This window comes from Bradyrhizobium sp. AUGA SZCCT0283 (assembly GCF_018130385.1).
Taxonomy (GTDB): Bacteria; Pseudomonadota; Alphaproteobacteria; order Rhizobiales; family Xanthobacteraceae; genus Bradyrhizobium.
In genome coordinates this window covers 136,280-161,933 of record NZ_JAFCLU010000004.1, presented here as the reverse complement: position 1 = coordinate 161,933, position 25,654 = coordinate 136,280, and the positions used below count along the sequence as shown (strand labels likewise).

Here is a 25,654-nt window from a genome sequence, read left to right as displayed (position 1 = left end):
GCCTCCCAGGCTCATGCCGGCGCGCGGCGGCGCGAGATCACGTAGGTTTCGTCGTTGAACCACAGGCCGCCATGCTTCTTCAGGACACCGTCGGTGGCTTCGAGGTAGCGGCCGTCGCGGACCACTTCCGACAGCCTGTTGTCCTCGATCTGCGCCACGTAGATCGCAGCGTTCCAGGCTGCGAACAGCGTCGAGGTCCCGATCGGTCCGCTGACTTCGTCCGGCAGCGTATGCATGTGGTAGCGGAAGATCGAGCGCGCGTCGGAGGAGGCATTGAAATTGTAGTGCCGGGCCGCCGCGCCAAGCTCGCGCTTGACCTGGCGCAGGATGGCATAGCGGTCGGTCTTGAAGGGATCATCTCCCGGCCAGACCTGGTCGATGATTTCGATGCCGGGATCCTTGCCGTGCGAATGGATGCCGATCAGCCGCCCACCCGGCCGCAGCGACTTGACCAGCGGCGTCAACACCTTCGAGGCCTTGAATTCCACGCTCGCCCGCGCCCGGTAGGGCTGCGAAGCGATGACCAGATCGTAATCCGCCATCACCCGGCCGGGCCGCGGCATGATCGGGTCAAGCAGGAACGAATGATCCTCGCGCCGCAGCGTCAGGATGACCGGACGCTGGTAGACCGGATTGCCCGTGGTCGGGCTGATGCCTGCGCGCCAGTTCTCGGCGAGGAAGCCTTCGAGCTCGCCGATCTGCTCGGCGAAGCCGTGCGCGGTGTTTCCGGTCAGCGTGACGTCCTTCCAGATCAGGCCTTGGGCTGACGTCACCGAGCGTGGCGTCAACCACGGCGCCTCGGCGTAGTAGAGATTGGTCACGACCAGCACGGTGGCGGGATGCTCGAACAGGCGGTCCGCCATCTTCTCCAGCATCAGGCGGACGTCTTCGTAGCTGATCTCCTTCGCCACGACGTAGAGCGGCATGGTGGGGAAGCGCGCATGCACTGCCCGCATCACCCGCGACAGCACGGTGCCGTCGCCGACGCCGGCATCGAAGATGCGCAGCGCCGGCGGCGCCGGCTGCAGATTGCCGAGCTCGAGCGAGATGCGATTCCCGACCTCGGTCTTCTCGCTGCAGGTGGAGACGAACAGCAGGTATTTCTGGCGGTTATCGAAGAATCGGAAGCCCGGCGGCGCGACGGCGTTGGCGGCGGCCCCGCCGTTCAGCGATTTGGCGACCGGCGACGGCTGGCCTGCCGCGGCGTTCGTAGCGGGCTGGTGCTCGGCGAGATACGCGCGGACCTTGTCGAGCGTGCCGGTCGTGATCCTGGCGCCGTCGCGCAGTCGCGACACCAGCTTGCCGTCGTTGACCACCAGCCGCCCGAAGGTCGATTCAGCGGTTTGCGTCTCGCGGCAATAGTCGCGGATTTCGCCGAGAATCTGCTCGGCGGTGGGTGTCCCGTGCCCTTGACCGTGGTCCTGGCTTTCCTCGATCCGCATGGCTTGCTCCTGCGGTTGTCCCTGCCGATATCAAGGAACGGCCGCCGGATCGCGTCAACCACAAACCGAGTGGGCAGGAAACATGGGCGTGTGCCCACAGGGGTTAGCGGGCCCGGCGCGAGAATACCGAGATCAGCACCGGCAGCGTCACCAGGATCACGATCGGCGCCAGCATCATGCCGGTCACCACCACGATCGCCAGCGGCTTTTGCACCTGCGAACCGATCCCCTCCGAGACCGCCGCCGGCAACAGCCCGACGCCCGCCACCACGCAGGTCATCAGCACCGGTCGCAGTTGCAGTTCGCCGGTACGGATCACCGCGCGCATCCGCTCATAGCCTTCGTCGATGAGCTGGTTGTACTGCGACAGGATGATGATGCCGTCCATCACGGCGATACCGAACAGCGCGATGAAGCCGATCGCGGCCGACACGCTGAACGGGATGCCCGTGATCAACAGACCGAGCACGCCGCCGAAGATCGCCATCGGGATCACGCTCATGGCGAGCAGCGTGTCGACCATCGAACCGAAATTGAAGAACAGCAGCACGCCGATCAGCGCGAGGCTGATCGGCACCACGATCGAGAGCCGCTTGATGGCGTCCTGCAGATTGCCGAACTCGCCGACCCATTCGATGCGCGATCCCGGCGGCAGTTCGACCTGCGCGGCGACCTTGTCCTGCGCTTCCTGAATCGCGCTGCCAAGGTCGCGGTTGCGCACCGAGAACTTGATCGGCAGATAGCGCTCCTGCCCTTCGCGGTAGATATAGGCGGCGCCCGAGATCAGGTTGATCGAGGCAACCTCGCTGAGCGGAATCTGCGTGATCGCACCGCCCTGCCCGGCCACGCCGATCCGCAAATTGTGGATCGCCTCCGCGCTCTTGCGGTATTCGGGGGCGAGGCGAACGATGATCGGGAAATGCCGGTCGCTGCCGGGTTCATAGAGATCGCCGGCGCTGTCGCCGCCGACCGCAACCTTGATGGTGGCGTTGATATCGCCGGGTGACAGGCCGTAGCGCGCCGCACGGGCACGGTCGATATCGATCTGGATGGTCGGCTGGCCGAGCGAGGTGAACACCGCGAGATCGGTGACGCCCTGTACGGTGCCGAGCACGGATTTGATCTTGTTGGCCGTATCCGTGAGCGCCTGCAGATCGTTGCCATAGAGCTTGATCGAGTTCTCGCCCTTCACGCCCGACACGGCCTCCGAGACGTTGTCCTGCAGATACTGCGAGAAGTTGAATTCGACGCCCGGGAATTTGTCCTGCAACTGCCCCAGCAATTGCGCGGTCAGTTCGTCCTTGTCGCGGGTGTCGGGCCATTCGCTGTTGGGCTTCAGGGGCGCGAAGAATTCGGCGTTGAACAGGCCGGCGGCATCGGTGCCGTCGTCGGGGCGTCCGTGCTGCGACACCACCGATTCCACCTCGGGGCGCGCACGGATCATCCTGCGCATCTCGTTGACGTAGGCGTTGCCCTCCTGCAGCGAGATGGTCGGCGGCAGCGTGGCGCGGATCCACAAGTTTCCTTCTTCCAGCTTGGGCAGGAATTCCAGTCCCAGCAGCCGCGCGAACACGATGGTGAGCAGCACCAGACCCGCAGCACCGGTCATGACGATCCTGCGGTTCGCAATCGCCCAGTTCAGCACCGGCACATACAGCCGGTCGAGCTGTTTCACGACCCAGGTTTCGGCTTCATCCAGATGCGAAGGCAGGATGATCGCGCTCAACGCCGGCGTCACCGTGAAGGTCGCGATCAGCCCGCCCGCCAAAGCGTAGGCATAGGTCCGCGCCATCGGCCCGAAGATATTGCCTTCGACGCCGCTCAGCGTGAACAGCGGCAGGAAGGCGGCGATAATGATGGCGGCGGCAAAGAAGATCGAGCGCGACACGTCGGCAGCGGCCGAGAGGATCGCGTGGCTCTTCATCCCCATCGTGGTATCGAATGAGATATGGCTGCGCTCGGCTTCCGACAGCGCGGTGGTTTGCGTCAGCCGCCGGAAGATCGCCTCGACCATGATCACGGTGGCGTCGACGATCAGGCCGAAATCGATCGCGCCGACCGACAGCAGATTGGCGGATTCGCCGCGCAGCACCAGGATGATGACGGCGAAGAACAGCGCGAACGGGATCGTCGCGCCGACGATCAGGGCGCTGCGGAGGTCGCCGAGGAAGACCCATTGCAACAGCACGATCAGGATGATCCCGACCACCATGTTGTGCAGCACCGTGTGCGTGGTGATGTCGATCAGATCCTTGCGGTCATAGATCCGCTCGATCTTCACACCGGGCGGCAGGATCGAGGAATGATTGATGTCTTGGACCAGCTTTTCGACCCGGGCGATGGTCGGCGAACTCTGCTCGCCGCGCCGCATCAGCACGATGCCCTGCACGATGTCGTCGTCCTGGTCGAGACCGGCGATGCCGAGCCGCGGCTTCTCCCCGATCGTGACATGCGCGATGTCGCGGACCAGCACCGGATTGCCGCCCGACTGCGATACCATGGTGTTGTTGAGATCGTCGATCGAGCGGATCAGGCCGACGCCACGCACCACGGCGGATTGCGCGCCAATGTTGACGGTGTTGCCGCCGACATTGATGTTGGCGTTGGAAACAGCCTGCAACACCTGCGGCAGCGTCAGCCCGTTGGCGACCAGTCTGTTGAAATCGACCTGCAGCTCGTAGGTCTTGGTCTTGCCGCCCCAGCCGGTAACGTCGACGACGCCCGGCACGGCGCGGAAGCGGCGCTGCAATATCCAGTCCTGCAGCGTCTTGAGGTCGAGCACGCTGTAATTCGGCGGGCCTTTCAAGCGGTACCGAAAAATCTCGCCGGTCGGACTGAGCGGCGAGATGGTCGGCTGCGCACTGCCCGGCAACGGCGCAAGCTGCGACAGCCGGTTCAACACCTGCTGCAGCGCCTCTTCATAGGTGTAATCGAACGAGAACTGCAGTTTGACGTCGGACAATCCGTACAGCGAGATGGTGCGGATGGTGCGCAGGTTCTTGATGCCAGCGACCTGGGTCTCGATCGGGATCGTGATGTAGCGTTCGATCTCTTCCGACGACAGGCCCGGGCTCTGCGTCACGATGTCGACCATCGGCGGGGTCGGATCGGGATAGGCCTCGATGTTGAGCTGCTTGAACGCGATCAGGCCGCCGACCAGCACGGCGGCGAACATGCCGACCATCAAATAACGGCGGCTGACTGCTAGGGCGACCAGGCGATCCATTCAGACCGGGGCTTTCAATGAGGAATCAGCTGCCGGACGCGGCGCGGTCGATGAATAGCGCGCCCTTCGTGACGATCTGCTCGCCGGGTTTCAGATTGCCGACCACCTCGACGAGATCGCCATTGGTGAGGCCAGGCTTGATCTGACGCAATTCAATCGTCTTGTCCGGATGCGCGACCCAGATCCGGACCTGATCGCCTTCATAGATCAATGCCTGCTTCGGCACGCCGACCGCCGGACGGTCGCCCGCCGAATAGATCGTGACGTTGGCGAACATTTCCGGCTTTAGCGTGCCGTTCCTGTTGTCGATGGTGGCGCGCACCAGCAGCCGCCGCGTCGCAGGATCGATCGCCGTGGCGACGTAATTGATCCGCGCCGAAAGCGAGTGGCCCGGCAGCGCCAGCACATTGAAGGTCACGTCCTGTCCGATCGCGACGTTCGCGCAATCGCTTTCGCGGACGAACGCCGTCATCCAGACGGTGGAGAGGTCGCCGATCACGTAGACGGGGTCGCTGGCGCCGGCGTTGACATACTGGCCGGGGCCGATCTTGCGCTGGACCACGGTGCCCGCGATCGGCGCGAAGATGGTGGTCTCCGGATTGATGCGGCCCTTTTCCTGGAAGGTCGCGATGTCGTCATCGGTGAGACCGAGAATTCGCAGCTTGTTGCGCGCCGCCTCCATCGCCGTCTGCGACGAGCGCATGTCGTTTTCGGCCTGGATCAGAGTCGCCTGGCTCTGCTGATAATCCTTCAGCGGAACGGCCTTGCCCTCGAACAGGTCCTTGGCGCGCTGGCCCTGCAACTGCGCCAGATCGAGCGCGGACTTCGCCTTGTTCATGGCGCTCATCGCCGCAACGAAATCGTTTTGCGCCTGAACGTTGTCGGCGGCCTCGATCACGAACAGCGGCTGGCCCTTGACGACGCTGTCGCCGGGCTTGGCCAGCAGTTTGGTGACCCGTCCTGCATAGGGCGAGAACACCGGCGTCGAGCGATCTTCGTCGATCGCGATCTTGCCTTCGGTGACGTGTTCGGCGCGGAAGCCGCGTTCGGTGACGGGCTGAATGGTCAGGCTGGCCCATTCGGCGGGGCTCGGCGTGTAGCGCTGCAACCCTTTGCGGGACTGGCTCGAGATTTCCGAATGGCCGCGTTTTGCGCCGTTGATCTGGACGTATCCATAAGCGCCGGCGCCGACGAGGGCCAACAGTCCGATGGCCACGGCCAGCCGCTGTCGGGTAACGATCTGCAATCGCTTGGTAAATACGTTAAGCATCCGGCCCGGAACCACTCAGCGACAATTTGCCTCAGCCTGCGCTAATAGTGCCCAATTCGCGTTCCAACAACATGAAAAACGAAAAATTGCCTTAGCGGGTGAGATTAAAGTTTGGAGAGCCGGCCCGAACGCCGGCAAGCGGCCTATGCCGGTGGCGGCCATTGCGGCGGGTGACTGCCGAGGGGCATGGCCGGGCGGGCCCAAAATGCTGATGTTTTCGACAAGATCGCCGAATGCCTGACCGACCGCAGTGCACCAAAGCCTGACGGAATCTCCTCGATAAAGGGCATCACCGCCTCCCCCGTAAGATCACGGGTGTTCAGTCCATCGGCGACCCGGCCGAGATTCCACAGCCAGCGTCCGGTCTGCGCCAGCGACACCTGGACGTGCCAGCTGCCGCCTTCACGCGCCTGCCGTGCCTTGGCCATCATGGCGCCGAACGCCATGAAGTAGCCGGTGGCGTGGTCGAGCATCTGCGCCGGCAATTCCTTCGGTCCGTCGACACCGGCGGCCTTTCCCTCGGCATGGTTGAATCCGGTCGCGGTCTGCACCAGCGAGTCGAAGCCGCGCCGCTCGGCCCAGGGACCTGCGGCACCATAGGCCGACAGCGTGACATAAATGATACCGGGATTGATGCGCGCGGCATCCTCCGGCGAGAAGCCGAGGCCTGAGATCGCCCGCGGCCGATAGCCTTGAGAAAAGATATCCGCCTCGGCCAACAGATCGCGCAGCACGCCGCGCCCCTGCTCGCTCTTGAGTTCGACAAAACTCGTCAGCTTGCCGCGGCCGGTGTCGATGGTGAGCCACGGGATTGCCGGCAGGCCGGGGCCGGAGATCAGCAGCACGTCGGCGCCATGCGCGGCGAGCGTCCGGCCCGCCACCGGCCCCGCGATCACCCGCGACAGATCGAGCACGCGAATGCCGGCGAGCGGCCGGTCGCCCTCGGGCCAGGGCTTTGGCGCGGCCTCGCCGATTTTCGCGATCGAGATCAGCGGCAATCCGGCGAGCGCTTTTGCCTGCGGCGTCGCCGACCATTGGTCATGGGAGCGCATGAAGGCGACGACGCAGCCGCCAGCATAGGCCGCGGTCTCGAACGCCTCGCCGTCCCATTGCATCAGCGCGGCCTGAACCGCGTCACGCTCCGGCTTGCAGTTCAGCACCTTGCAGACGGCGTCGCGGTGGTGGGGAAAATTGGTGTGCAGCCGCACGAAGCCATTGTCGCGGGTCCTGTAGATTCCGGCGATTGCGTCCCAGGCCGGCGGCGGCGGCTTGCCGTCGACGCGCAGATAGCGTTCGCTCCGGCATTCGACCACGGCATGGCACATATCGACCGCAACATCCTGCACCTCGCCGCTGCGCATTTTCCAGATCCCGGCCGCCGCCAGCCCGGTCGCGGCGACGCTGACCTGTGCGGCTGCAGCGACGCGAAACGAGGACGGCAATTGCGGTTCATCGCCGGTCAGCGTGAGCGCGTCGAGCGCGGAAGCTTCGCCGCCGACGGAGGTCCAGATATCGGAGAGAATTTCGCGCGGGCTTTGCATCGGCGTGTCTCTTCCCTAACGTTCTTTTTCAACATCCGACGCAACGTAGCCCGAATGGAGCGCGAGCGAAATCCAGGGTGGCGTTAGAGCGGTCCCGGATGTCGCTGCGCTCATCCGGATCTACGGATTCTCAGGGGTACCGTTCCCTCCCCGTCATTGCGAGCCAACGGGTCGCAATGACGGTGGATATAGTTTTGCGATCTCGCGGCACGATCTGCCCGAGGTTTGCATCTTCGCTTGCCCTCTATGAGAACAGAGGGCGCAGGGAAGACCGGGTGCGCGCCGCACCCGCGGTCTCGCGTGCAATGCACATGGCAAAAGCGCACACGAGCATACAGGTTCGGCGGAAACACTCCGGCCTTCCCTGCGCAATGGCTTTACGGCTTACTTCGAGCTCTCCTCGGTGAACGGCTCTTTTGCCACCGTCGCTGCGCAGGAAATAAACCCCGCGCGACTTGACGCCAGCACCGCGGCGTCAGGACCACACGACTTCGCCGTACGCGATAGGCCGCACACGTCAGTCGCAGCTCTCGCGTCCATCGCATCTCACCGCACGTTCGTGACGATGGCCAACGCCCCTCATCCGCCGTGAGACGGGCGGAGTTATGCAAATGATTTGCCCGACAAGTTAAGCGGAATATTTTTGCAAAAGGGGCTGGACAGGTTTTTGGTGATTTGCCCGTCGTGTTGATTTGTCGCAGTCGTGCATCAAGATTGCGCTTGCGCGCGAAGCAAATCAGTTCGCAGAAAATCGGAGGGTGGGCACAGCGAAGCGTGCCCACCCTCATGAGCGGGAATGCTTGATGGTGGACACGGCGCTCGCGCGCCTTTGCCCACTCTACGCAGCTACAACCCATCGTCATTCCGGGGCTCGAGAAGCGAGAGCTATGATGTGCGATTGCACATCAGAGAATCCATTTCACGGCAGAATGCGCGGCCTGATGGATTCCGGGCTCGCGACTTCGTCGCGCCCCGGAATGACGGGAGGGATGTCGGTGATTTGAGCTTTCTCCCAGGTTACCTTCACCGCTACAATGCTCCGGAATCAGCAAAGGAAAAACAAGATGGACTTGGGTTTGAGGGGCAGAAACGCCGTCGTGCTCGGCGGTACGCGCGGCATCGGGCGGGCGATTGCGGACACGCTGGCGGGCGAAGGCGCAGGCGTCGCGGTCTGCGCCCGCAACGCGGATCAGGTCGCCGGCACCGTTACCGAGCTGAAGGCGATGGGCGTGAAGGCGACCGGCGCGCCCGTGGATATCACCGACGCCGCCGCATTGAAGTCGTGGATCGCTGATGTTGCGCGGGAGCTGGGCAGCGTCGACATGCTGTTCTCCAATGCCGGGGCCATGGCGCAAGGCGGCGATCCCGCTTCATGGGAGCAGAATTTTCGGCTCGACGTGCTCGGCGCCGTCAACGCGTTCGAGGCTGCGCGTCCCTTGCTCGAGGCCAGCGGCGAGAAGACCGGCGACGCGGCCTTCGTCATCATTTCATCGATCTCGGCGGCGCAGGCGGATAGCGCCAGCTCATATGGCCCGATCAAGGCGGCGCTGATCCACATGGCCAAGGGACTGGCGCGGCAATACGCGGGCAAGAAAATCCGCGTCAACGTGGTGTCGCCGGGCACCGTCTATTTCAGGGGCGGCATCTGGAACATGGTCGAGCAGAACATGCCGAAGCGCTACCAGGATGCGCTGGCGCGCAACCCGACTGGCCGCATGGCGACGCCGCAGGAGATCGCCAATGCGGCGGTGTTCCTGGCGAGCCCGGCCTCCTCCTTCACGACGGGCTCGAACCTCGTCGTCGACGGCGCGATCTCGAACCGGGTGAATTTCTGAGGCGTTGTGTCGCGTGGGCAAAGGCGCGTTGGCGCCGTGCCCACCATCTATCCACCTCAACACCCGCCGTCATTCCGGGGCGCGCGTAGCGCGAGCCCGGAATCCATTGAGCCGCATCTCAAGCAGTGAAATGGATTCCGGGCTCAGCCCTGCGGGCTGCCCCGGAATGACGGACGGAGCATGTGAGGCCGCGACTACTTCACCGTGTCGGCGCCGGCCTTGCAGGCGACGGCGTCCTGGTCGCCGGTGGCACCGCTGCAACCGACCGCACCGATGATTTTTCCCCCTCGACAAGCGGGATACCGCTGGGCGATGCGGCCGGCGGAGGCGACTCCAGCGTGGCGACATAGGCTCCGGCAAGAGTCTGCATCGCATTGTTGAAGATCTGCGTCGGGCGCCGATAGCGCGCCGCAGTGCGCGCCTTGTTCTGCGAGATTGTTACCGACGCCGGCTGCGTGCTGTCCATCTTGTAGAAATAGACGAGATCGCCATGCGTATCGACGACGGAAATGGCGAGCTTCCAGTTGCGGGGAGATTTCGTGGCCTCGGCAACGATCGCCTTCACGACATCGGCGGCGCGATCGGCGGTGATCGAATTTCCGTACGGGATATCGAACGGCATCTGGTCAGGCACCGCCGCCGGGGCGGCCGCCGGCTGCTCGGCCTGAGCCTGGCCGCCAATCGTCTCAGTTTGGGCGTGCGTATCGCGCGAGACGCCCGGCTTGCTGCGGCCGCGAGGACGATTACGGACGTCCCGAACGCGCCCGACGGCGCAGGCACTGTTGAGGGAGATCGACTTACAACTCGCGAAGTAAACCGGTAAATTTGAAACGATAAACTAAGGGAACTTTACGAAGTTATCTTCATTCTGACGGCCTGTTTCGAAGACCCAGACGACTGGGTCCAACGACGGATGGCCACGATGATTGTCGACGACCAAAGGACAAAGGTGCAGCGCGAACCGCGGCGCGAGCTGCGCAAACGGCCGACATGGATGACGATCGACAACGGGATGACGAAGATTGAATGCTTCGTCCTGGACGTCTCTCCGGGCGGCGCCAAGATCGTGACCGATGCGGCGCTGGACGTCAGAGACGGTTTTGAATTGGCGCTGGTGCCCGAACATACGACGCGCCAGTCGTGCGAAGTGGTTTGGCGCCGGGGCAAAACCTACGGCGTAAAATTCCTGTCCTGAGAATTCGACCGAAGAGCGGCCAATGAATCAGGCCCTCTGGCCCTTGCTCGTCATGGCCGGGCATAGGCGAGCGGCAGCGACGCCGTCCTTGCGACGGCTATGCCCGGCCATGACGAGAAGCGAGTCATTTTCAGAGACCGGTCCGCTGCCGACATCGACCTGCGGCCCGCGCCCCCCATCCCCCCGTCGGCATACTCTTGTCGTGATTGGCCTCGACGTGCATGACTGTATTATTACAGTCTGATGTCAGTTCGATTACGGCGGAGCGGCGAATGAGCTTGGAATGGCAGGCGCGGTCAGGTTCCCTGGCCTGGTCGAATCCCGTGTCCTGGTGGTGGGGCCTGCTGACCCTGGTGAGTGGCGTCAATATCGCCGTCTGGTTCGTGCTGTATCGCGAGCTTCTGCTCCAGCCGACTGGCGCTGCCGGCAGCGCGGCCAGCATCGGGACCATGCTGCTGTTCTGTGCGGCCTATGTTTTCGGCTGCGCCTTCAGATCATTTCTGCCACGCGCCGACGTTCAGCGGATCTGCCTGTTCGACACCTGGCTGTCGAGCGTCATGGTCGGACGGTCGGTGGCGACCGTGGCCGAGATCTGTTTTGTGGCGCAATGGGCGATTCTCCTGCACCAGCTCGGCGCGATGACCGGCGCGGAAACGACCGTGAACGCCGCCTGGGTGATCGTACCGCTGATTCTGATCGCGGAATGCCTCTCATGGTATGCGGTGCTGACCAGGAATTATCTCGGCAACGCCATCGAAAATTCGCTATGGGCGGTTGCCTTCTTCGCCGTCGGTGTGGGCCTTTGCCGCCTGCTTCCGGAATTCCATGGCGCGGTTCGCGTGGTCCTGGCCGTCGCCATCGCGGGCATTGCGGGCTTTCTAGCGTTTCTGATGACGATCGACGTCCCGATGTACCTGAACCGCTGGCGGACCGGAGATGCCGATGGCGACAAGCGCCTGACGCCCCGCGAGGGCCTGCGCGACGTGAGCACGCGCTGGGTGGTGACGCACGACCTGGCCGAGTGGAAGGACGAGATTGCCTGGATGTCGCTTTATTTCAGCCTGGCGGTCTGGTCCAGCCTCGCGCTGTGCGTCTTCTACGCGCTCGAACATCACCTGCCGCAGTACCGGACCGAAGCGGCGATCGTCAGCGTGTCGCCTGACACGGCGGCCGGTCATGGTGCGAACGGCGCCGTAGCGGCCGTGAACGTTTCAGCGGCAGATGCGTTGAGGAAGAACGCGGCGCCGTAGTTTCCATCGCCGGCGTGGGGCTGTGGTTTCACGAGGGCAGGCTTTGGACGGATTTCAGATCGGCACTCATTTTCTGGCGCTGGCCGCAGCCTTCGCCCTCGCAATACCAATCGGCTGGGACCGCGAAAAGCGGGCGCGCAGCGCCGGCCTGCGCACCTTCCCGCTGGTCGCGCTGGCAAGCTGCGGCTTCGTGCAGGCCAGCGAAAACCTGCTGGTGCATTCCCCTGATGGCATGGCGAAGGTGATCGAAGGCCTGATCACCGGCATCGGCTTCATCGGCGGCGGCGCGATCCTCAAGCAGGGAACGACCGTGCAGGGCACGGCGACGGCCGCCAGCCTGTGGGCCACCGGCGCGATCGGCGTTTCCGTCGGGCTCGGCAGCTACGACGTCGCGGTGACGGTCGCGGTGTTCACGTTCCTGACGCTGAGGCTGCTGACGCTGGTGAAGGAAGAAGACGATCTCAAGCAGGATTGAATCCAGAAGACTCTCGGGGGGCTCGCGGCGAATCCGTCACAGTGCCGCAGCGGGCCGCTTTGCCTACATGAACCGGCATCGTCGGCCAATCTGGTCCCGCTCGAAAGTGTACTGGCAAACGTCTTCAAAGCGGCGACCGAGCCCTTAGCCGTTGCTGCAGCGCAACCGCAGGGGTTCTGCGTCCAGATTCCGAGGGGCCGCTACCCTCTCTGATTGGCCACTACTCCCTCGGCGAAGCGCCCCGCGGGGGCGCGCCACCAAATCGTCACCTTAACGGCGAATTGCAGGCGGAATAATCAACGACGAGTTTCTCAACGCGGAACCGGGGCACTCTCTCGTGCGTATCTCTGCAATCGGCACGAGGCCTCACGGATGAGCAGATCAAGCCTTGCCCTCGTCAATCTTCGGGCGGTTGTGATCCTGATCGTGCTGGCGTTCCATTCGGTCCTCCCCTACCTCGCCTTCCTGCCGCCCACCCCACATCCGTTCGATAGCGCGCCTTATCAATGGCTGGCCTTTCCGATCATCGACAGCCAGCGATGGTTCGGCTTCGACCTGTTCTGCGCCTGGCAGGATGTAGGTCTGATGACCCTGATGTTTTTCCTCTCGGGCCTGTTCGTGCCGTCAAGCCTTGCCAGCAAGGGAAGCTGGAAGTTCTTGTCCGACCGCCTGCTGCGGATTGGCTTGCCGATGGCGCTGGCTGTCATTTTTCTTGCGCCGCTCGCCTATTTCGCGGCCTATCGCACGACCGCCGTCGATCCCGGCCTGGGTGCCTATCTGGAGCACTGGCTCGCGCTGCCGTTCTGGCCGTGCGGACCGCAGTGGTTTCTCGGCGAGCTGTTGGCATTCAACATTCTCGCGGCCGCGGCCTATCGATTCATACCGGGGTGGGATCGGCATCTTGTCCGGTTGGTGGCCCTTGCAGACAATAATCCGGTGCGGTTCGTTGTCGGTCTGGCGACTTTCTCCGCGGTGGTCTACGTTCCCCTGATGCTGGCCTATTCGCCGTTCGCATGGGTGAACATCGGTCCCATCTCGTTTCAGTCCAGCCGCCCGTTGCACTACCTCGTCTATTTCCTTGCCGGCGTGGCGGTCGGGACCTACGGCCTCGATCGCGGCTTGCTCGACTGCGATGGGGTCCTGGCGCGGCGCTGGCCGGCATGGCTCGCCGCAGCCTTTGCCGGCTTCCTGCTTTGGGCAGCTCCGACGTCGGTAACACTGGCGGATTGGGGCAACGCTCCCCTGATCGCGAAATTCGCGGCCGGCACAGGTTTTGCCGTCGCCAGCGCGACGAGCTGCCTCTGCTCGCTGGCGATCTGCCTGCGCTTTGCGCATTGGCGCGCATGGGCGTTCGACAGTCTTTCGACCAATGCCTACCGCATGTATCTTATCCACTATGTGTTTGCCGTCTGGCTGCAATACGCGCTGCTGGGCACCGACTTGTTTGCAATCGGCAAAGCCGTGATCGTGTTCGGTGGGACCCTGATCACGAGTTGGTCCATCGCCGCCGCGATGGGCGGCGCGCTGCCGGCCTTGCGACCGAACGAGACGATACAGGGAGTGCGCGGCGCGGCGCATGAAGACCGAATTGACATTGCACAGAAAGTAATCGAGCCCCAATAGCATGCCGTTGGTCTTCACCCTCGCATTCCGAAATCTGTTTCATGACCGGCTGCGTTTCATTGCAACTGTGATCGGGATCGTGTTTTCCATCGTTCTGGTAACCGTCCAGATGGGCCTCTATCTGGGCTTTGGGCGCATGGTGACGACGATGATCGACCATGCGTCTGCCGATCTCTGGGTCATGCCGCGCGGAACGAAGTGCTTCGAGGATCCGTCCCTGCTGAACACGCGTGAGCGCTATCGCGCGCTTGCCATCAACGGCGTGGCGGAGGCCATCCCCGTCGTGATCGGATTTGCGGATTGGCGAATGCCGGGCGGTGCGATGACTCCGGTTTTCGTGATCGGTTCGGATCTGCGGGCGGGCGGCCTGCAGCCATGGGACCTGGTGGAAGGCCGGATCGAGGCGCTGTCGAGCCCGAAAGCAATCGCGGTCGACAGGAGCTATTTCGATCGCCTTGGCGTCTCCGGGATAGGGGCGACCGCCGAAATCCGGCAGCAGCCCGTACGAGTGGCGGCCGTGACCAACGGCATCCGTTCATTCACCACGACGCCGTTCGTTTTCATGGACGTGGATCGGGCGCGGGCTCACACCGGAGTCCCGTCCGGCAAGGCCACCTATCTTATTATTCGTCTGAATTCCGATGCCAACCTCGATCATGTTCGCCGTCAGCTGATGTCTGATATCACCGACGTCGAGGTTCTTAGTCCGGCTGAGTTTCGCGAACGCAGCCGCACATTCTGGCTGTTCGGCACGGGCGCCGGCGCCGCTCTCTTCGCAGGCGCCCTGCTCGGCGTGATCGTCGGCACCGTCGTCGTCGCCCAGACTCTCTATGCCAGCACGAAAGAGCACCTGAACGAATTTGCCACCCTGCGCGCCATGGGCTCCTCCCGGCGGTATATCTACAACGTAATCGTCTGGCAGGCGTTACTCAGTGCCGTCATCGGCTTCTCCATCGCGGCGCTCGTCAGCGACGTCGTCGTGCGATTGACCGCGGCGACGGCGTTGCCGATCGTCATCACGCCCGGGCTGATCGGCGGCCTGTTTCTGCTGACCATCGTCATGTGCATTGGGTCATCCATTGCAGCGATCGTTCAGGTCACCCGCATCGACCCTGCCATGGTGTTCACGCGATGACCGAACCATTGATCGAGGCGGTGAATGTAACGAAGGACCTTGGCAGCGGCGCTGCCAAGGTGGCGGCGCTCAAGGGCGTAAGTCTGGCGCTTAACGGCGGCGAACTGACTCTGCTCATGGGACCTTCCGGGAGCGGCAAGACCACGCTTTTGTCCATCCTCGGCTGCATGTTGACGCCGACCGAGGGAACGGTTCGCATCTGCCAGCATTCAACCGCCGGTGCGGACCCCGAGGACCTGGCTCGTCTCAGGCGCGAGCATGTGGGTTTTGTTTTCCAGTCGTTTCATCTGTTTCCGACCTTGTCGGCCACCGACAATGTGAGGCTGGCGCTCGATGTGCGCGGTGAGCCATCCAGGGCGGCAAGGGTCAGGTCACGTGAGGCATTGGCCAAGGTCGGTCTGGCCCATAAGACAAAGGCATATCCGCGCGAACTCAGCGGCGGCGAACAGCAGCGCGTCGCGATCGCCCGAGCCATTGTCGGAAATCCGTCGATCATTCTTGCCGACGAACCTACCGCCGCACTCGATGGCGAGAATGGCCAGGCGATCATGAAGATACTTGCCGAAGTCGCCAGGGAACGGGGACACGCCGTGCTGATCGTGACACATGATCCGCGTCTGTTGCCTTTTGCGGATCGCGTCGTCCATATCGAGGACGGACGGATCATTGATCAGCAGCCCGGCAAACTGCAATGAATTTTCGAAAGGCTGGAGGACCATTATCGATGTCGAAGAGCCGGATAGCCTTGACTGCCGTCTTGGCTCTGATTGCAGTTGGCGGAGTACTGGTTGCGATTGCAGCAATGGGCCCCGTCAAGCCGGCGATGTGGGGCTCGTCGGCCGACGCGCCGCAGGAAAAGCGCTGGCAAGCGGTTGCGCCCGGGCGCGTTGAAGCTTGCTCCGGTCAGATCAAGGTTGCGGCGGCAATCATCGGGGTGGTCCACAAGGTGCTGGTGAAGGCCAATGACAAGGTGTTTGCCGGCGAACCGCTGATCCAGCTGGCTGACGATGAGCTCCGCGCGCGGTTGGCGGCGGCGGAGACTCAGGTCGCCATGCGCGAGCGTGCGCGGGATGAAAGGTCGGCGACAGGCAGTGCAAAAACGCGACGCAAGGCCCAGGATGCCGTGGCCGAGGCCGAGCGGACGCTATATGACGCGCGATCCGCAGTTGATCGGGCTGCGGCGAGGCTGCGGGCCAAAGGCGGGTCGGAGGCAGACCTGACCGCCGCCCGGCTGGCATTGACGCGCGCCCAAAATGAACTGTCAACCCGGCAAGGGGAGCTTCGTACAGCCGATGACGACGCCGCTTTGCCTACTTCGCTGGAGGGCCAGCTCAGTATCGCCCGATCGGAATACGCCGTGGCGCGAGCCGCTCTCGATAAAATGACGGTGCGCGCGCCGATTGACGGCACCGTGCTCCAGGTCAATGTGCGGGAGGGCGAGGCGGTTTCGCCCGGCTCGCCGCAGCCGCCGCTGCAGCTCGCCGATCTCTCGGTGATGTGCGTGCGCGCGGAACTGGACGAACGCGACATAGGGGCCGTCAAGGTTGGCCAGGCGGTCATCGTGCGGGCGACGGCCTTTCCCGGTCGCGAGTTCGAGGGAAGCGTCTCGTCGGTCGCGCCGCTGATCGAGCCCGGCCGCCTCGAGCCGCCCGGATCGCGCAATCAAACCGACGTGGATGTGGTTCGCGTCATGGTCGGATTAACGGGCTCGGGAGAGCTCACGATCGGAATGAAGGCCGATGTCTACTTCCGTTCGGACAAGGTCACCGGGCCGTGAAGATGTTTCGTCGCCCGCGGCCATGAAATATTCCGCGCTTGCGGCGAAGCCATTTTTTCGGCGGAGGAAAAAATCCCGAAACGATATCGTCGTAATGTGGCCCCGTGATCAGACAAGGGAGTCGATCATGTGGAACCTCATCGACATACTGTACCGGGAATATTGCCTGGCTCGGCTACGGGAGATGCGAAGGGTTACCCTTTCTCATTGAAGCGCGAGCAATCTGTCGCAGGCAGCATTTGCGATTTCGGTGATTTGCCGACTTGCGGTGAACCGAAATCAGGAATCATCTGGTCGGGACCGAGATCGAAGGAGAAGGTCATGCAGCCATCGACAGACGATCTGCTGATCCGCCAAATTAGTGCCCTGGTATCAGCGACCGCTGACGCAGCGTCCACCAGCAGGGAACACGTTCCATTCATGGAAGCCAGGCTCTACGAAACCTTGGCTGCCTATTGCGCCGAAAAGCAGAGGCTCACAGTAGCGTTTGCCAGAAGTGGAGCCGGAAAGACGCGTACGGGATTGGTCTACTGGTAGATCGGAACCGGCGGATCGGGGATCGTGGAAAGCCATACTCCACAGGATACCTTTTGATTGCTCTCACGCCGCGTCCGGGCGGATGCGGGTTGGACCGTTACCTCCAACCAGTCCCGATCGGGAGCGCGATCCTCTGAATTGGCCCCTGAATTGTCCTGGCGGAACGCCGAACTCGCGCTTGAACGCCCGATTGAACGCCGCTTCCGAGTCGTAGCCTACCTCGGAGGCCACCTGTATCACAGCCTCCCGCGTGGTTTGCAGCATCCTGGCAGCCAGTTGCAATCGCCAGCGCGCAAGATAGGTCAGTGGCGGCTCGCCAAGAAACCGGGAGAACCTCTCGGCGAGGACCGAGCGCGAAACGCCGGTCTCGGCGGCAAGTTCTTCCACGGTCCAATGATGACAGGGTTTTCGGTGCAGCAGCGCCAGCGCAGCGCCGACGGCCGGATCCCGCGCACCTGCCAGCCAGCCGGTCTGTTCAGGCGGCAACGCCTCCATGTAGCGGCGAATGGTTTCGATGAAGAGCGCCTCCGCCATCTTGGAGAGCAGGACCGACTGTCCCGGTCGCTCGGATCCGGCCTGGGAGACCAGATGGCGAACCGAGCTCTCCAGCCATTCGCCGGCGGGGTCGCCCCGCAGGTTGATTTTGATCATCAGCGGCAGGCCGGCAAGGAAGAGCCGATCGGCATGACGTTCGCAGCCGAAATAGCCGCAGACAAACCTTGTCACCTCGCCTCCGCCGCCCAATCGCATCGTGGTCAGACGGCCGACCAGGAACTCGCCGAGCGAAGCTCCGCTGTCGAGGTAGGTCGATGGCGAGCCGTTCGAAACGGTGTGGGCATCGCCGTGGGGGATGATCAGGATATCGCCCGCAGCGACGGCGATGTCGTCTTCGCCCGGGAAGCGCACGATCGCCTTGCCGTCCGTGACCAGATGATAGCTGACCAGGCGCTCGGTTCCGGGAGCAAGTACGTGGGCGACGTTTTGCAGGTGGGGCACCCGGAACCCCCAGGGGGCTGTGCACTCTGCGTGGTAGAAGATCGCGCCCGTCATGTGCACCGACGTCAGGGCTTCCGATAGGGCATCCATTTCCTTGGCTCCCGAACGTGGACCCTATGGGCTGCAAAGAACCACGGAGTTTCGGCAAAGTTGGGGCTTCGGTTTGCCGCTAAGTTCGGGCCACGAGTTCCGACCGCTGCGGCCAGTCAACTCCCTGGCGCCTCGAACTGGCACGGAACGGCTTTGCAAGGAGATTTCGATGGGCAAGGCATTCGACGCGATCGTCATGGGCGCGCGCTGCGCCGGTTCGCCGACCGCAATGCTGCTGGCGCGCAGGGGGTACCGGGTGCTGGCGGTCGACCGCGCTTCTTTCCCGAGCGACACCGTGTCAACGCATCTCGTGCATCCGCCTGCCGTGAATGCGCTATCGCGATGGGGACTGCTCGACCGGCTGGTGGCGACCGGATGCCCGCCGATCCATACCTACGCCTTCGACTTCGGCGCGTTCACCATTACCGGTGCCCCCGGCACGGACAAGGATGCCGTCGCCTACTGCCCGCGGCGAACGATCCTCGACAAGCTGCTGGTCGACGCCGCCGCCGAATCCGGCGCGGAAATCCGTCAGGGTTTTGTTGTCGAGGAAATAATGATCGAGGGAGAGCGTGTCGTCGGCATCAAGGGCCGATCGAAGCACGGCGGCGCTGTTACGGAATATGCCGATGTTGTCGTGGGCGCCGACGGCCGGCACTCCAAGCTGAGCGAGGCGGTTCACCCCGAGCAGTACCACGAGAAGCCGCCGCTGCTGGCGGGTTACTACAGCTATTGGCGCGGGCTGCCGACCGACGGTCGCTTTGAAACCTATGTCCGCGACAGGCGCGCATTTGCGGCAATGCCGACCCATGACGATCTGACACTCGTCATCGTCGGATGGCCTTACGCAGAGTTTGCGGAAAACAAGAAGGACATCGAGGGCAATTATTTGAAGACAATCGAACAGGCGCCGGACTTTGCCAAACGGCTGCGCAGCGCCACGCGCGAAGCGCCGTTCGCCGGCGCGGCGGTGCCGAACTATTTTCGCAAGCCTTACGGCCCTGGCTGGGCGCTCGCAGGCGACGCCGGCTACAACAGGGATTTCGTAACGGCACAGGGAATTCTCGATGCCTTCCGGGACGCCGAACTCTGCGCCACCGCACTCGACCAATCGCTGTCGGGCGCGCGGCCATTCGAGGAAGCCATGGGTGAGTACCAGCACACCCGCGACGCGCGAGCCGGCGCGATGTACGATTTCACCTGCGAGCTCGCAACGCTCGAACCGCCGCCGCCCGAGCTGCAGCGGATCCTTGAGGCGGTTCATGGCAACCAGGCCGCCATGGACGGCTTTGCGCGCCTGAATGCCGGGACGATATCGCCGACGGAGTTTTTTGCACCCGAAAACGTCGAGGCGATCTTTGCCGCGGCTGCTGCGAGAGCTCAACGGATGAGTGCATAGCGACCATCGCAGATAGGTCGGATCAATGAAAATCCCGTGACGGCGGCAGGATGCGGACGTCGCGCGGGTGGCGGATTTTCTGCGCCGGCGTATCGGGATGGTCGCGGCGATCGTCGTTGAGCGGCTCGATCAGCGCGGGGCCAGTCGGGACCGGATGCTTGCGGCTCGGCGCATCATTGGCGAGGCCGATCAGGTCGTGGGAGCGGTCGAACATCCGCTGCGCCACCAGATGCGTCACCTGTTCCGGGCTGCTCTGGATATAGCCCTCGACCAGGATGAGGCGGGCGCCCATCACTTCTTTCCGGTACTGCTCCATCACCTTGGGCCACACCACGATATTGGCGATGCCGGTTTCGTCCTCCAGCGTCATGAAGACGACGCCCTTGGCGCTGCCCGGACGCTGCCGCACCAGCACCACGCCGGCGCAGCGGACGCGGCGCTTGTCGTTTTTGTGGTTGACGTCCTTGCAGGCGACGACGCGCTCTCTCGTAAACATCTCGCGCAAAAATTCCATCGGATGGCCCTTCAGCGACAGGCGGACGGTCTGGTAATCGGCGACCACCTGCTCCGGCAGCGGCATCAGCGGCAACGGCTTTGCATTCTCGTCGGGCTGCTCGCGGGCGACGGCGGCTTCGAACAGCGGCACCGGCACGTCGTCGGGCAGCCGCCGCACCGCCCAGAGTGCCGCGCGGCGGTCGAGCCCGATGGAGCGGAAGGCATCGGCGTCCGCCAGCAGGATCAGCGCGCGCTTCGGCAGGCCGGTGTCGCGGGCGAAGTCTTCGAGCGAGGTGAAGGGACGGCGGTTTCGGGCGGCGACGATGCGGTCGGCCCAGTCCGGCACGTCATTCCGGGGCTCGCGAAGCGAGAACCCGGAATCCATTGAGCCGCATACGCGTGGAGAAATGGATTCCGGGTTCGCGCCAAGAGGCGCGCCCCGGAATGACAGTTGAACTCGTTTCAACCGCTCCTCATCCTCATCAACCCAGCTAAACCCGTCGATCTGGCGGAAGCCGAGACGGACGGCACAATATTTCCCACTCCCCTGCTCCAGCGTGTTCTGCGCAAAGCTGTAGGACACATCGATCTCGCGCACCTCGACGTCGTTGGTGCGGGCGTCGCCAACGATCTGTGCGGGTGCGTAGAAGCCCATCGGCTGAGAATTGAGCAAGCCGCAGCAGAAGGCGTCCGGGTGATAATGCTTCAGCCATGACGAGATATAGACGAGCTGGGCGAAGCTGGCGGCGTGGCTTTCCGGAAAACCGTAGGAGCCAAAGCCCTTGATCTGCTCAAAACAGTTTTGGGCAAATTCGGGATCGTAGCCGCGCGCGATCATGTTGCCGATCATCTTGTCCTCGAACTTGCCGATGGTGCCGACGTTGCGAAAGGTCGCCATCGAACGGCGCAGCCCGTTGGCCTCCTCGGACGTGAACTTTGCGGCCTCGATGGCGATCCGCATCGCCTGTTCCTGGAACAGCGGCACGCCGAGCGTCTTGTGCAGCACCTTGTACAATTCATCCGGCGGACCGTGCTCGGGCGACGGCGACGGGTAGCTTTGCTTCTCGACGCCGTTCCGCCGCCGCAAATAAGGGTGCACCATATCGCCCTGGATCGGGCCGGGACGCACGATCGCCACTTCAATGACGAGATCGTAGAAGGTGCGTGGCTTCAGACGCGGCAGCATGTTCATCTGCGCGCGACTTTCGACCTGGAACACGCCGAGCGATTCACCGCGGCACAGCATGTCGTAGACCGGCTTGTCGTCCTGCGGGACGGTCGCCAGCTCCCAGCGCTCGCCCTTGTGATCGGCGATGAGATCAAAACATTTGCGGATGCAGGTCAGCATGCCCAGCGCCAGTACGTCGACCTTCATCATATGAAGCGCATCGACGTCGTCCTTGTCCCATTCGATGAAGGTGCGGTCGTCCATCGCCGCATTGCCGATCGGCACATAGGTGTCGAGCCGGTCCTGGGTCAGCACATAGCCGCCGACATGCTGCGACAGATGGCGCGGAAATTCGATCAGCTCGGTGGCGAGTTCGACCGCGAGTTCGACCATCGCATTCTGTGGATCGAGCCCTGCCTGACGAACCTGCATCTCGTTGAGGCCCTTGCCCCAACTTCCCCACACCGTGTCGGCGAGCGCCGCGGTGACGTCTTCCGTCAGCCCCAGCGCCTTGCCGACATCGCGGATCGCACTGCGCGGACGATAATGGATGACGGTCGCGATGATGGCGGCGCGGTGGCGGCCGTAGCGACGATAGACATATTGCATCACCTCCTCGCGCCGCGAATGTTCGAAATCGACGTCGATGTCGGGCGGCTCCAGCCGCTCCTTGGAGATGAAGCGCTCGAACAGCAAATCGACCTTGGTCGGGTCGACCGAGGTGATGCCGAGCACATAGCAGACCGCCGAGTTCGCCGCCGACCCCCGCCCCTGGCAGAGAATATTCTGGCGGCGCGCGTAATGAACGATGTCGTGCACGGTGAGAAAATAATGCGCGTATTTGAGCTCGGCGATCAGCGCGAGTTCTTTCCGCAAGGTGGCGCGCAGCGTGTCAGAGATCTCACCGCCGAAATACTTCTCGACACCGGCCCACGTCAGGTCTTCGAGATGCTGCTGCGCGGTTTTGCCCGGCGGCACCGGCTCGTCCGGATATTGGTATTTGAGCTGGTCGAGCGAAAAGCTGATGCGACCGGCAAAGCGCATGGTTTCCGCGATGGCTTCCGGCAGGTCGCGAAACAGCCGCGCCATTTCGCGGGCCGGCTTCAGGTATCGCTCGGCATTGGCTTCCAACCGCCTGCCGATGGCGTCGATGGTGGTCTTTTCCCTGATACAGGTGAGCACGTCCTGCAGCGGGCGGCGCGCGGGATGGTGATACAGCACCTCGTTGGTCGCCAGCAGCGGCACTTTGGCGGCGAGCGCCAGACGATGCAGCCGCGCCAGCCGGCGTTTGTCGTCGCCACGATAGAGCAGGCTCGCAGCGAGCCAGACGCCATCGGCGCGGCTGTTCTTCAGACGCGCCAGAATTGTTTGCGCCTCCGCCGTGTCCAAACGATGCGGCAGCGCCAGCACCAGAAGCTGGCCTTCGGCAAATTCCAGCAGGTCCTCAAACCTCAGATGGCATTCGCCCTTTTCGATCCGCGTGATGTCGTCGCCGCGCTTGCCGCGGGTCAGCAATTGGCAGAGGCGGCCGTAAGCGGCGCGGTCGCGCGGATAGACCAGGATATCAGGGGTGCCGTCGATGAAGACGATGCGCGTGCCGATCAGGAGCTTTGGCTTGTGCTTGACCTCGGGATTATCGAGTTCCTTGTACGCGCGCACCACGCCGGCCAGCGTGTTGTGATCGGCGATGCCGATCGCGGGAATGCCGAGCCGGCTTGCCTGATGCACATAGGCGCGCGGATCGGAGCCGCCGCGCAGGAACGAGAAATTGGTGGTGATACCGATCTCGGCATAACCGGAAATGTTTACGGGGCTTTTCATGCGAACAGCCCGTGCACGAACCATCTGACCGAGGCGGGCTCGCCTTCTTCGTCGGCCAGTTCGCTTTCATAGAGCCCGTCGCGAAAGATCCAGAAGCGCAAGCCCGCCTCATCCTCGATGCGGAAATAATCCCGCGTCGGGTTGTCGCCGTTTTGCTTCCACCATTCCATGGCGATGCGTTCGGGCCCCTCCACCCGCACCACCGCATGCGTCACGCGCCGCCAAGTGAACTGATGCGGCGGGCCGTCGGGCACGGTGGCGAACGGCACCTTGATGGGCTCCGGTCTGTCGAACAGCCGCAGCGGACGTAACGGCGGCTCGCTTTCGATGCGTTCGGGCCAGGCGGCCTGCGCGGCGGCCGCCAGATGATGCTGCGCTGTTACTGCCAACACGGCGCTTTCAGGGATGTGGGTATCCTGCGGCAGATGCACGACGACGCGCTTTCCCCCGATGCGCGCGGCGATGCGGTCGATCAGTGCGCCCAGTTCGTCATTGTCATGCACGTTGGCATCGAGATCGCGCTGCTGCTGCACCACGATTTCGGTACGGCTGGCGGACAACCTGATCAGATCGAAGCCGAAGCCGGGATCGAGGGGATCGTTGAGCGCATCGAGCCGCTCGCGAAACAGGCGGTCGATCACCTCTGCTCTCGTCACCGGGCGTCCGGTATCGACCGAGATCGTGCGTACCGCGCCGTCGGTGCGGAAAAAACTTGCTTCCAGCCGCCGCGCGCCCTTGCCTTGCTTGCCCATCGCCGTGACCAGCATTTGAGCGAGCGCGGACAGGTTCATCGCGATCACGGTGTCAGTGACAACCGGTTCGGGAAAGCGTTTTTCGACGATGTAATCCGGCAGCGGCTTTCGGGGACTGATCGGCGCATCGCCCTGCCCCAGCGCCTGCTCCAACAGCGTCGTGAAGCCGGCGCCGAACCGCGCCGTGATTTCGTGGCGACCGCGCGAGGCGACGTCGCCGATGGTTTTCAGGCCGGCGCGGCGCAAGCCGCCGGTGATAGCATCGTTGGCGCCGAGCGCGGAGACCGGCAGCGGACCGACAGCCTCCGCCTCCTCGCCATCGGCAATGATTTTTCCGGAGGCCTGCCGCGTCAGCGTCCGGGCGCAGATCGCGGTCGAGGCAATCGCCGCGCTGACGGCAAAGCCGCGCCGTGTAAGCGCGCCGCATACGATCTGCAGCAGCGCGCGCTCGCCGCCGAACAGATGGGCGCAACCGGTGATGTCGAGATAGAGCCCATGCGGCGGATCGAGCGCCACCAAGGGGGTGAAGCGGTCGCACCAGTCGGCGATATCTTCGAGCGTCTTGCGGTCGGCGGCCTCGTCGGCATCGAACACCGTCAACTCCGGGCAGATCGCGCGGGCATTGGCGAGCGGCAGGCCGATCGAGAGGCCGGAATGCACGGCCAGATCGTCGAGGGCGTAAATCAGCAGCGCGTTGTTTTGCTTGGCGACGACGACGCTGGGAGTATCACCCAGCGCGACGCCGTCCTGTGTAAGCTTGCGCTGGATGCGGTCGATGGGCAGGCGTGGCAGCCACAGGCTGAGGATACGACGCCGGTTCGCTGAATAGGCACTCATCACATTTCCATTCCATGATCCAACGGCCGACCGGGCCATGACGGTTACGAACCAGTTGCGCGTCGAAGACGGGCGCGCCCCACGCGCTCCAAGGTACGGAAGGCGGCGAATGCGCCGCGCGCACGATCCATCGGGTCTCAGCGGTCGAGGGCCGCGGCTCCGCCGCCATCCGTAGCAGCAAGGCGGTGACGCCGGAGGCTGCCGCGGCCAGGGTGAGCTTGCGGCTGGCGACGAGATCGAGCTGGCGGGCCTGCCCCCAGACTTCCAGCACGACGGTGCCGAGCGCATCGCAGGCCAGCGCATCGGCGGCGGTCCGCAACGCGGCGTCGGTGTCCAGCGCGCGCACGGTCACGAGCAGCCGCGGATCGAGGCCCAACTCGCACAGCCCGCTCATCGACAGCGCGCCCGCTTCAATTTCCGAAAAATCCTGCCGCACCCAGACCAGCGGCCGGCGCGGCGATACCCTTCCCGCGAGTCCTGCGATGAAGCCGGTTGCCGCCGCGCTCTGATGGCCCTCGGCGAACACTTCATGCACCGCTGCGACCGCAAGGCCGCCGCACAGCACAGCATCCGCTGCCGCATGGCCGAGCGCGACCTTGTTGAGGTCATGCGCATCGCCATGCGTCTCGAGCCGCTCGATGCGCCCGCGCAAATTCGCAAGCGTGCTTGTGCGTGCGGTGCTCATGCGCCGCTCCTCTGGGAATTTTGGCCTTTACCGCTTTTTCCTAGTGAACCCGCGGCTGGCTCATTTGTTCATGATATGTTCTAATATAAAGCTAACCGCCCCGGC

19 protein-coding genes are annotated in these 25,654 nt (G+C 63.6%); 9 read left to right on the top strand and 10 right to left on the bottom strand.

The window, feature by feature from the left end; translation table 11 throughout:
- Positions 1 to 11: 11 nt before the first annotated feature.
- The 4 genes from JQ624_RS08105 to JQ624_RS08090 all read right to left on the bottom strand — a co-directional run bounded on the left by JQ624_RS08105 (position 12) and on the right by JQ624_RS08090 (position 7,479).
- On the bottom strand, positions 12 to 1,442 hold the full coding sequence (locus tag JQ624_RS08105) for a hypothetical protein (RefSeq protein ID WP_212418339.1): 1,431 nt from the start codon (positions 1,440 to 1,442) through the stop codon (positions 12 to 14).
- A 103-nt stretch (positions 1,443 to 1,545) separates the two neighbouring features.
- Positions 1,546 to 4,668 (bottom strand): efflux RND transporter permease subunit, encoded by a 3,123-nt coding sequence (locus JQ624_RS08100; RefSeq protein WP_212418338.1) that lies wholly within the window; start codon positions 4,666 to 4,668, stop codon positions 1,546 to 1,548.
- 25 nt (positions 4,669 to 4,693) lie between these two features.
- Positions 4,694 to 5,938, bottom strand: coding sequence for an efflux RND transporter periplasmic adaptor subunit (locus JQ624_RS08095; protein WP_212418337.1), 1,245 nt, complete (start codon positions 5,936 to 5,938; stop codon positions 4,694 to 4,696).
- A 143-nt stretch (positions 5,939 to 6,081) separates the two neighbouring features.
- On the bottom strand, positions 6,082 to 7,479 hold the full coding sequence (locus JQ624_RS08090; protein WP_212418336.1) for a CoA transferase: 1,398 nt from the start codon (positions 7,477 to 7,479) through the stop codon (positions 6,082 to 6,084).
- A gap of 1,064 nt (positions 7,480 to 8,543) precedes the next feature.
- Between JQ624_RS08090 and JQ624_RS08085 the strand changes: the two genes are divergently transcribed.
- Positions 8,544 to 9,314, top strand: a complete 771-nt coding sequence (locus JQ624_RS08085; protein WP_212418335.1) for an SDR family NAD(P)-dependent oxidoreductase — start codon at positions 8,544 to 8,546, stop codon at positions 9,312 to 9,314.
- Between the two features lie 199 nt (positions 9,315 to 9,513).
- On the opposite strand, the gene JQ624_RS08080 is transcribed toward JQ624_RS08085, so the two are convergent.
- Complete coding sequence (locus JQ624_RS08080) at positions 9,514 to 9,936, bottom strand: heme-binding protein (protein WP_212418334.1); 423 nt, start codon at positions 9,934 to 9,936, stop codon at positions 9,514 to 9,516.
- A gap of 300 nt (positions 9,937 to 10,236) precedes the next feature.
- Here JQ624_RS08080 and JQ624_RS08075 point away from each other — a divergent pair, with 300 nt between their 5' ends.
- The 7 genes from JQ624_RS08075 (at position 10,237) to JQ624_RS08045 (ending at position 16,769) form a co-directional block, all read left to right on the top strand.
- The gene (locus JQ624_RS08075) at positions 10,237 to 10,509 is read left to right on the top strand and encodes a PilZ domain-containing protein (RefSeq protein WP_212418333.1); all 273 of its coding nucleotides are present in this window, start codon (positions 10,237 to 10,239) and stop codon (positions 10,507 to 10,509) included.
- Positions 10,510 to 10,781: 272 nt separating this feature from the next.
- On the top strand, positions 10,782 to 11,759 hold the full coding sequence (locus JQ624_RS08070; RefSeq protein ID WP_249129537.1) for a hypothetical protein: 978 nt from the start codon (positions 10,782 to 10,784) through the stop codon (positions 11,757 to 11,759).
- A gap of 43 nt (positions 11,760 to 11,802) precedes the next feature.
- Positions 11,803 to 12,234, top strand: coding sequence for an MgtC/SapB family protein (locus tag JQ624_RS08065; protein WP_212418332.1), 432 nt, complete (start codon positions 11,803 to 11,805; stop codon positions 12,232 to 12,234).
- Positions 12,235 to 12,606: 372 nt separating this feature from the next.
- On the top strand, positions 12,607 to 13,857 hold the full coding sequence (locus JQ624_RS08060; RefSeq protein ID WP_212418331.1) for an acyltransferase: 1,251 nt from the start codon (positions 12,607 to 12,609) through the stop codon (positions 13,855 to 13,857).
- 1 nt (position 13,858) lies between these two features.
- Positions 13,859 to 14,992 carry an ABC transporter permease gene (locus JQ624_RS08055; protein ID WP_212418330.1) on the top strand — a complete coding sequence of 378 codons (1,134 nt, stop codon included), beginning with the start codon at positions 13,859 to 13,861 and terminating at the stop codon, positions 14,990 to 14,992.
- The gene (locus JQ624_RS08050; protein WP_212418329.1) at positions 14,989 to 15,687 is read left to right on the top strand and encodes an ABC transporter ATP-binding protein; all 699 of its coding nucleotides are present in this window, start codon (positions 14,989 to 14,991) and stop codon (positions 15,685 to 15,687) included. The genes JQ624_RS08055 and JQ624_RS08050 overlap by 4 nt, the downstream gene beginning before the upstream one ends.
- Positions 15,684 to 16,769, top strand: coding sequence for an efflux RND transporter periplasmic adaptor subunit (locus tag JQ624_RS08045; protein ID WP_312014389.1), 1,086 nt, complete (start codon positions 15,684 to 15,686; stop codon positions 16,767 to 16,769). Before JQ624_RS08050 ends, JQ624_RS08045 begins: the two co-directional genes overlap by 4 nt.
- 194 nt (positions 16,770 to 16,963) lie before the next feature.
- Here JQ624_RS08045 and JQ624_RS39290 read toward each other — a convergent pair whose 3' ends face one another.
- Both JQ624_RS39290 and JQ624_RS08040 read right to left on the bottom strand, forming a co-directional pair.
- Positions 16,964 to 17,092, bottom strand: coding sequence for a hypothetical protein (locus tag JQ624_RS39290; protein ID WP_283816905.1), 129 nt, complete (start codon positions 17,090 to 17,092; stop codon positions 16,964 to 16,966).
- Positions 17,093 to 17,369: 277 nt separating this feature from the next.
- On the bottom strand, positions 17,370 to 18,392 hold the full coding sequence (locus tag JQ624_RS08040) for an AraC family transcriptional regulator (RefSeq protein WP_212418327.1): 1,023 nt from the start codon (positions 18,390 to 18,392) through the stop codon (positions 17,370 to 17,372).
- Positions 18,393 to 18,561: 169 nt separating this feature from the next.
- Here JQ624_RS08040 and JQ624_RS08035 point away from each other — a divergent pair, with 169 nt between their 5' ends.
- On the top strand, positions 18,562 to 19,791 hold the full coding sequence (locus JQ624_RS08035; protein ID WP_212418326.1) for an NAD(P)/FAD-dependent oxidoreductase: 1,230 nt from the start codon (positions 18,562 to 18,564) through the stop codon (positions 19,789 to 19,791).
- A 22-nt stretch (positions 19,792 to 19,813) separates the two neighbouring features.
- Here the strand turns inward: JQ624_RS08035 and JQ624_RS08030 are convergent, their stop codons facing one another.
- The 3 genes from JQ624_RS08030 to JQ624_RS08020 are packed head-to-tail and all read right to left on the bottom strand — an operon-like array spanning position 19,814 to position 25,549.
- Entirely contained in the window at positions 19,814 to 23,275 is a 3,462-nt protein-coding gene (locus JQ624_RS08030; RefSeq protein WP_212418325.1) for an error-prone DNA polymerase, read from the bottom strand.
- Positions 23,272 to 24,864: a DNA polymerase Y family protein gene (locus JQ624_RS08025; RefSeq protein ID WP_212418324.1), complete on the bottom strand. Its 1,593-nt coding sequence runs from the start codon at positions 24,862 to 24,864 to the stop codon at positions 23,272 to 23,274. The genes JQ624_RS08030 and JQ624_RS08025 overlap by 4 nt, the downstream gene beginning before the upstream one ends.
- Positions 24,755 to 25,549 (bottom strand): ImuA family protein, encoded by a 795-nt coding sequence (locus JQ624_RS08020; protein WP_212418323.1) that lies wholly within the window; start codon positions 25,547 to 25,549, stop codon positions 24,755 to 24,757. Before JQ624_RS08020 ends, JQ624_RS08025 begins: the two co-directional genes overlap by 110 nt.
- Positions 25,550 to 25,654: the final 105 nt, after the last annotated feature.